The organism is Rhizobium sp. FKY42 (assembly GCF_005222835.1).
GTDB lineage: Bacteria > Pseudomonadota > Alphaproteobacteria > Rhizobiales > Rhizobiaceae > Neorhizobium.
Genome location: NZ_STGA01000073.1, coordinates 272,210 through 280,068 on the forward strand (window position 1 = coordinate 272,210; position 7,859 = coordinate 280,068).

Consider the following 7,859-nt stretch of genomic DNA (forward strand, 5'->3'; position numbering starts at 1 on the left):
GAGTTCCCGGATGATCCGGCTGATATGGGGCCACAAGTGCCTCGGATCGTCTTCTCCGAGCCGTTTGCCTGAAAAGGAAAACGGCTGGCACGGATATCCCCCAGTGAGGATATGAACCTTGCCACGCCAAGGGCTGCCGTCGAAGGTGGTAACGTCATCCCAAACAGGCGCGTCACCCATGGCCTGGTCAGCCATCCTCGCCACGAGGGTCGCTGCAACGAAGGCCTCCCGCTCGACGTAACAAACAGTTCTGTATCCGGGTTCTGCAATGTGGAGGCCAAGCTCCAATCCTCCAACGCCAGCGCACAGCGCAATTCCGTTGAAGGTATCATTTGAGATGGAATGTAGAGCCACACGATGTTTTCCCTGCCTGTCGCTCGCGGCGATCTGAGACGGGCTCCGCTGGCCTCAAATGGTTGACCGTACCGCATCGGCGGCACTTGATTTCGATGGTGGCGGCAATCGCGCCACGATCCATTTTGAAGAGTAGTGCGCGGCAGCTGCCGCAGCGCATTTCCTGCATTGTTTCAATGTCTCGACTCAGTCACTGATCTCCACCTCGGCTTTGCCGGGGTCGGATGTGACAGTTATCGATGTGATCCTGTCGGGCGGGTCTGGACGCCAATCTAAAGCCCGCCTTCGGAGCCTTGGCTCCGGCATCCGTCAACTCAGCTCTCTCAAGTCTTTGCCGCAAGTTCCGGCGTCATCAGCCAGCCTCCCTGTTCGTCGAATGTGAACTCGTGGGTGATGGTCTGGGCGACGAGATCGCGCCCGCTCCATCCACCAAATCCGATCAGTTGAACCGGCGCTCCGGCCATGGCCGCAGGTTCGCCCTCAATGGTCACACTGCCGGTGATCGTGGCGCGCGCCAGTGCGGTGGCTTCCGCCTTGCTCTTCACCTTGGCCTCGGAACCGGATGCGGCCGGAAACAGCGAGAACATGCTCGCCGCCTTGCCCAGACCCGGAACCAGTTCCAGCAGCGAAAGGCCCTGATCCGCATCGAAGTAACCGGCGTTCACCTGCCCATATTTGGCCTTTGCCTCATGGTTCAGGTCGCAGCCGATTACGTCCTCAATGGAGATCGTGAGCGGCGGAATGATGGAGCCGCCCGCCGTCTGGCCGCTGTTCTTCTCCGTCACCAGCCATTGCCCGTTTGCGGGCTTCAGCGTGCCACCCAGCTCGTCGGCCAGCGCCTGGGCAAAGCCGACGGCTGATTGCTGCATGCGTAGCCGATACGGGATCATGATATTGGCGATCGACGGATGAACCTTCGCACTCTTGCCCGCACTGGACGCCAACCGCTTGAAGATCTCGCCTGCCGTCAGATCCTCAAAATGTTCGGTCTCTTCCGCCTTGTCGGCATCCACAAAGTCTGCCGAGCGGGCGGTAATCGTCAGCACCCACCCATGATCGGCCGAGAAGCTGATCCGGCTGTTCTGGTAGGTGAAGGAACCGGCATCCCTCAGCGCACCTGCCTCCCAGCCATAGAGAAGACGGTAGCGCGTGCCCTCAGCTGGTGGCGCTTGCAGGGGCAATGTCACCGAGAAATCGAACTCGATCTCATCGGCATCGCCGCCTTCATTGTCGGTGAAACGAACCGCAAGCAGCGACGAACCCCATTTCGGAATGAGATCGCTTTCACTTTGACCAATGACCTGAACCACGGGTTTGCGCATGGTTCACTCCCACGGCAAGGTGAAGCTGGTGGAAGGTGTGGCCCGGAAATCCTTCGGCGGATCGATGGCCGTGCCTTCCGGCACCACGCCGTTTTGCATCACATCCGCCAGCCTTGGATTGGCCTTCAAAAGCGCTTCAACCGTGCCGTCGCGCTCGGTCTGCAAAAGCTTCTTGGCGATCTTGTCGAGACGCTCGCCGCCATAGCCCACGATGTAAGCCGCCATCAGAGCAGGCCCTCCAGGCTGGCAATGCGACCGGCCGATTGCAGGTAGATCGAAGGCGGAATGAACAGCAGGCCAAGGCTCACACTTACCTCGCGGCCAATGCCATCGACCGGGTGCAGGCGTTCCTCGTCATAATCCATCGTCTCGATGACACAGAGGCCGTCGGCAAGACCGAGATAGTTGCCGCGAAGCCGCGTCATTGGTGCCATGAGCTGCGCACGATGCAGGCCTTTGAGAATGGCAACGGCATCGAGCCCGCCGACCACATGCGGATAGGTCACCGCCTCGATCGTCATCCGCTGGTCGCCAGCACCCGTTACCTGATAGCGCATGCCGCCCTGCACGGCATGGGCCGGAAACCGCGCTTCGGAGGAATAACTCAGTCGCTGCGGGTTGAGGCCAACGGTGTAAAGCACCGCCCCGCCGATGGATATCAAAGCGCCGGAAGGCTGCATCGCACTCATGCAAGCCCCCTTCCAACATCATGCAGAGAACGCGCCTTCGCCTGCTGGATCGCGCGTGCCTGGTCGCGCCTTGCCTTGAGTGCCGCGAGCTTCGGATTCGGCGTCGAGATGTTTTGTGTCAGGTTCAGGCTGGACGAGTTTTGCAACGAGGAGTGCTTTTCCGAAGTCGGAGCGGAAGAACCTCCGGACGAAGGCGGAACGAAGGTCGGCGCGATCGTGGGCGATACCGTGAAGCCGAGGATCGACTTGATATAGTCCGCAATACCGGAAGCCTCGGTCTTTGCCTTCTCGCCTTCAGCAGTCAGCCCTTCGGTAAAGCCGCCCATCGACTGTTCGGCGGTTCCCTTCAGATCAACGCCCACCGTGTTCTTCAGATCGAAATTCGGATCGGCGGCCGCTCCGTATAAAAAGCGTTGCATTGCCGTTGGCGCACCGCGCTCACCTTGCATCCTCGTCGTTGCATACTGCTGATAGGCATCAGCGACATTCAGTTCCTTCGACGCCTTTGAATTGTCCCAGCCGAACAGGTTTTCGAGGAAGCGGTTGATCCGCGCCCCACGATCGTTCGCCGCGGCAATTGTCTGCTGGGTGCTGGCCGATGTTCCGTCAGGTGCCTTCACCTGGTCCGGCTCGCCGTCGCCTTCTATCAATTTGGAAGCGGCGTTCATCGCAGCCGTGAGCGGTGGCAGTGCATAGGCTGCCAGAAACTTGGCCTTGGCGGCGACGTTTGCGGTGAAACGATCAAAGGCCGATGAGGCATTGTCCGTGGCAACCGCGAAGTCTTCCATCACCTTGCCGGGAGAACCTTGCATATCGGACATCAGCTTCTTGGCATCCTCCAGACCCTTCAAGGATGCTTCTAGCCCCGCAAGCGACTGAACATCCGGCATCAACTTCGCAAGTTTGACGCCATCCATCCCGACCTTGGAACGGATCTCTTCCAGCAAAGCCATGACGGGCGAGCGTCCTTCAGCCGTCGCCGCTTTCATCGTGGCGTCCGGGTCAATCCCGTACTCTTTGGCATTCTTGATGAAGTCCTGTGCCCGGAACTTTCCGAGCATGTTTTCAAAGTTGGTCGCGGTCTCGTCAGAGCTTCCTGCCGTCTTTCGGATGGACTGGCCGAGCGCCACGAGAAGACGCGTTCCATCCATTCCACCCTCACCGAGGGCCGCCATCTTTGAAGCGATTGAAGGAAAGTGCTTTGCAATGTCCCTGACTTCAAATTGGCCCGCTTTGCCGCCGATTGCCATCGCATCGTAGGCCGCCATGATCTGATCGGTACCAACGCCAAAATTGTTTTTCAGCGCAATCGTCGTGTTTGCTGCATCCTCGGGCGAAGCCTGCGTGGCCTTCGCGAAGATGATGGCTGCTTCCGTGCTGGCGGCAGCACTTTCCGCATCAAGGCCACCGGACATCAGTCCGCCAAAGACATTCATGGCACCGCCAGTTCCGGTGCCTTTTCGCGCACCGATCTGCGCCATCATCCGGTCATAACGGCTCTGATCCTGCGGTCCGTACTCACCAAGCACGCGCAGCTGGTCACTGGTGAATTCGTCCTTTGCCGCCCCCGCGACCGCAGTGCCAGCAATGGCAACACCCGCGGCCGGAACTGCACCGGCCAAGTACGCACTGCCCGCACCGATCGCGATAGGCATGCCGAACTGATCGACAGCGCCTTCAACAGCGGCAAACATTCCGCCGCGCGCCGCTGGCTGAACGCCTGGGCGGTAAGGAGCGCCGGTCGCTGCCGGTGTGTGCATCTGCTTCAGCTTCGCCGCTGTGCTGTCTGCCGCCGCGCCAATCTGCTTGATAGCGGCTTCAGCGCTAGCGGCATCGCCCTTCAAAGAGGCAAAGGCTCCATCGTCAATCCTGCCGATCGCCGCCTTTGCCTGCACCGCCTGTTGCTGGATACCGGCAAGCGCGCCCTCGGCGGATTCTGCATCACCTTTGAAGTTGCCAAACCCTTCACCAATCCGGGCAATGGCAAGCCGCGTGCTGTCGGCCTTGTCTTTTACTTGGGCGAGCGACGCTTCCGCTTTTGCCGCATCAGCCTTGAAATCATTGAAGCCGGAACCGGTGCGGCTGATGGCTTGCCTAACTTGATTGGCTTCCTTCTCAACTTCGGAAAGCTTAGCCTTGGCCGCGTCGGCATTCCTGCCAACATCGGTCAGACCTTTCGCAAGAGCATCCCCGCCCTTGGTGCGGCCCAGTTGCTCGGCCGCTTTCCGCAATTCCTTCAGATCACGCTCGGCCTCTTCGGCAGGGCGAGAAAGCTGGTTGACCAGGCGGAGACGAAGCGAGACATCCATATCGCTCATCGGCGCAAGCCCCATGTTTCCGCGTGGATCTTGGCCGCTTCCGGATAGTATCGCAGCGCGCTATCCCAAGGCATATCGTGAAGTGCCGGAAGCGACGTCGAAAGCGTGTTGGCAATGCGCGCCATTACGCCTCGCCACTTGCGGAGGTCGATGATGACACGGCCGACAGGATCGGCCGGTAAAGGCGGGGCAAAAAATCGAAGCACACTCCGGAGACTGCTTCACCGTCGACATCCACGAGACCGCGCAGCACAGCCGCCGGAATGCCGGTCATTCGCTCATAGATATCGAAGAGATCGGGCATATCATCCGGGCGCTCATCCAGCATGTCGCCGACTTCGCCGACGGACAGGCGGCGAACTGTGATCTCGTTAACGCGGCCGAGCGCCGGGTGTTCAAACGGATATTCCAGCAGCACTGCTTTGGAGGGCTGCTTGCCGACGAAAGTCAGCTTCTCGATATCGCGACGAACGGGCTTTGGAGCCTCTGCTGAGGCAGGGCTCGCGGCCTGCACCTTCCCGCCGCTGTTATCCAGATCCTTCCACATTTCCGGTGGCGGCAGCGGGATCTCTATAGCCTTCACGTCGCTGCGATCGTCCTTCGACTGCGGCTCCATCACGACGGCTTTCGGTGCTTTAGGCGTGTTTGAAGACACTTTGAAACCTCTTCAAAGGGAATTGGCGAACATGCTTCGGAGATGAGATCAGGCCGCAATGATGCGGTTATGCTCGGCCGTGTAGTTCACGCCGTTGATGATGAGGGTGTTATTCTGAACATCGAACTTGTGGACGATCACGCCATCCATCATGTCCTGGTAAAGCACGATCGAAGACCACTTCAACCGGGTGGCTCCGGTCGATTTCTGGCCCTTCACCCCGCCCTGGACATACTCGTTCAGCAGGCCTTTCATCGTCACCACACGGCCCTTCAGCTGCACCGTGCCGGAGCCCACCTCGCCATTGGAGGAAGCCGGGAACACGTTGAGCAGGTTTTCGTAGTAGGCGAGCGTCGTCCAGTCTCCCGGCTCGCGACCGAAACGCGCCTTCAGATCCTCATGAACGCCGTTGACGGTCATCTCGGAAGTCAAAGGCTGAACCTCGGCCGGAAGCTCAAGGCCGAACCAGCCGCCACCCATGACGAAGGGCAGCATCTCGCGGGTCAGCGCCGGAAGGGTCGTTTCGTCAATGCGAAGACGCTGGTTGATCTCGTTGCAATACCAGTTGGAACCACGAATGAGGCGATCCATGATTGGGCTCCTTTAGGCCGTAACGCGGATGTTGGATGAGCCGAGCTGCGATACCGCAGAGGCAATGGCGGCGTTCAGCACGTCAAAGGCTTCCGGCATCGCCTCGTCATAAAGCTGGAGGTCAACGAGATCCGGCGTCTCGGCCCAGCGCATTTTCACGCGCAAACCACCCGCAGAAAGCAGCGTGGCCGGGTTGAAGCTCTTCGACCAGAGCAGCTCGTAATCAATGAGCGCCCCAAGCGTGACGAGATCGGAGAGGAACTGATCGGCCGCCCGATAGATCAGCGTCACCATATGCGGCGTGATGTCTTCCGATAGATACTGACGCACTGGCCGCAGCATGGCCTTTTCCACCGCTCGGCGGGTGCGGATCTTCTTGACCGAACGCCAGGCATTGACCGTCGGGTCGGTTGCCGTTGTGAACGGTGCCCATAGAAGGTTACCTTCGATGATGGTGCCGACGCCCGCCTGCGCAAGCTGGTTGGCTTCCGATCCGGTATCGCCATCGGTGTAACCAACGGGAACCGATGGCCCGAGAACACCCTGAAGCGGTCGGTTCCAGCAGGCCTTGTAGGGTCCACCCGTTTCCTTGTCGCGGCGGATCATCCGGCCGACATAGGAGGCAGACAGAGGCCGGGTCACATTGCCAGCGCCGAAGTTGTAGACGCCACCGGGATAGAGCGCGACGACGTTCAGCGCCGCCTTGAAATCTTCCGCCCATTCAATCGCCGCCTCGCGAGAGGTGGCTGGCGTATCGGCCACGACCAGGCAGTCGATGATCCGATCGGCCACGATGCTGGCCGCAGCAGCAACCGGGTTTGTCGCATCGCCAAGACGCGCCGACATGTAACCGGGAGAGATGATTGCGCCGGGTTCGATCTTGATCTCGCTCTTGGCAGCGAGCAGCGCATAGATGCCGGTCTTCGACCCTGCAGAACCGACAATCCCATTGATCTCGGCTTCCAGCTTGGCGGCGGGATCGGTCAACGTGGAATGCGGCGTCCGGACGAAGGCGAGATCGGTAACGATGCCTTCCTGAAGCAGCTGGTCGCAGGCATCGCGGGCAATTCCGGCACCAAGCTTCGTCAGCTGCTCGCTGTCATCAAGCGAAAGCCGTACCGGTTCATTGATGGGAAAAGCCGCATTGTCAGCCAGCGGAGCCGGAAGTACCATGCCGGGCTTGGTGCTATCTCTGGTGTCGATCTTCGCGACGGTGGACAGAAGATTGGAGAACCGGCGTACGCCGACGAAATCCGTAGTGCCTGACATCGGTCATCCCTGCTGATAATGTGAGCTGGGATAAGGCATACGCGCGCGCGGGAATTTCACGGGCTGACTGTTGTCAGCATCACGAAGAAACCCGCCTAAAAGGCGGGTTGATACCTAAGCGATTAGGTACGAAGATCTCTGAAGGACATTAGGCTCCTCAGCTGAAGATCTACGGGACTTTCAAGCGCCGACATCGCAGGCTTTTGCATACGTCTCAGACGCCTTCTTTGACCCACTCACATTGAGAGTGTGAGAAATTTTCATGTCAACACCCGGCACCTGAAGCCCTATGATGACACGCTTCTTGGCGACTTTTATTCCTGCAATCAGTTTTTTGGCTTCGTCTGGGGTGAGTTCAGCAGCAAATCCGCCGTACTTGTCATTGTGGTCGTAGGATTTGGATTGAAAGCGGCTGACTTCGCCATCGTCTGCTTTCAGAACGATTTCACCGTTTATGCCTTCTGCAACGCCATCCTTGACCTTGAAGATTACCGCGAGTTTGTTCTGGTGTTCCCCATCGCAGGAGAGATACACACTGATGGGGCCGACCAGACCACCAATCATCGTGGCGGTATTTTTGCCCGAGAAAACATCTGTTGGTTTCCGCGCGGAACTGAGCCGGTTTTTCCACCGAGAAGTGAGCCACCTCTGAGTATGGTTT

The 7,859-nt window shown here is 59.1% G+C and carries 10 protein-coding genes; all 10 read right to left on the reverse strand.

The features are described from left to right. A partial coding sequence (locus E8M78_RS22920; RefSeq protein WP_137137258.1) for a DNA cytosine methyltransferase occupies positions 1-354 on the reverse strand: 354 nt, incomplete at its 3' end. Between the two features lie 323 nt (positions 355-677). Further along, complete coding sequence (locus tag E8M78_RS22930) at positions 678-1,676, reverse strand: hypothetical protein (RefSeq protein ID WP_137137229.1); 999 nt, start codon at positions 1,674-1,676, stop codon at positions 678-680. 3 nt (positions 1,677-1,679) lie between these two features. Continuing rightward, complete coding sequence (locus E8M78_RS22935; RefSeq protein ID WP_137137230.1) at positions 1,680-1,901, reverse strand: tail protein X; 222 nt, start codon at positions 1,899-1,901, stop codon at positions 1,680-1,682. Beyond that, positions 1,901-2,365 carry a phage tail protein gene (locus tag E8M78_RS22940; protein WP_246658447.1) on the reverse strand — a complete coding sequence of 155 codons (465 nt, stop codon included), beginning with the start codon at positions 2,363-2,365 and terminating at the stop codon, positions 1,901-1,903. Before E8M78_RS22940 ends, E8M78_RS22935 begins: the two co-directional genes overlap by 1 nt. Then, complete coding sequence (locus E8M78_RS22945; protein WP_170973520.1) at positions 2,362-4,683, reverse strand: phage tail tape measure protein; 2,322 nt, start codon at positions 4,681-4,683, stop codon at positions 2,362-2,364. The genes E8M78_RS22940 and E8M78_RS22945 overlap by 4 nt, the downstream gene beginning before the upstream one ends. Next, a complete protein-coding gene (locus E8M78_RS24100; RefSeq protein WP_281405091.1) occupies positions 4,680-4,808 on the reverse strand; it encodes a hypothetical protein in 129 nt (42 codons plus the stop codon). Before E8M78_RS24100 ends, E8M78_RS22945 begins: the two co-directional genes overlap by 4 nt. Further along, positions 4,808-5,338, reverse strand: a complete 531-nt coding sequence (locus E8M78_RS22950; protein ID WP_137137232.1) for a hypothetical protein — start codon at positions 5,336-5,338, stop codon at positions 4,808-4,810. Before E8M78_RS22950 ends, E8M78_RS24100 begins: the two co-directional genes overlap by 1 nt. 48 nt (positions 5,339-5,386) lie before the next feature. Beyond that, on the reverse strand, positions 5,387-5,929 hold the full coding sequence (locus tag E8M78_RS22955; RefSeq protein ID WP_137137233.1) for a phage major tail tube protein: 543 nt from the start codon (positions 5,927-5,929) through the stop codon (positions 5,387-5,389). Between the two features lie 12 nt (positions 5,930-5,941). Further along, positions 5,942-7,198: a phage tail sheath family protein gene (locus tag E8M78_RS22960; RefSeq protein ID WP_137137234.1), complete on the reverse strand. Its 1,257-nt coding sequence runs from the start codon at positions 7,196-7,198 to the stop codon at positions 5,942-5,944. A 180-nt stretch (positions 7,199-7,378) separates the two neighbouring features. After that, positions 7,379-7,859: hypothetical protein (locus E8M78_RS22965; RefSeq protein WP_205910289.1), on the reverse strand; the 481-nt coding region annotated here is incomplete at its 5' end.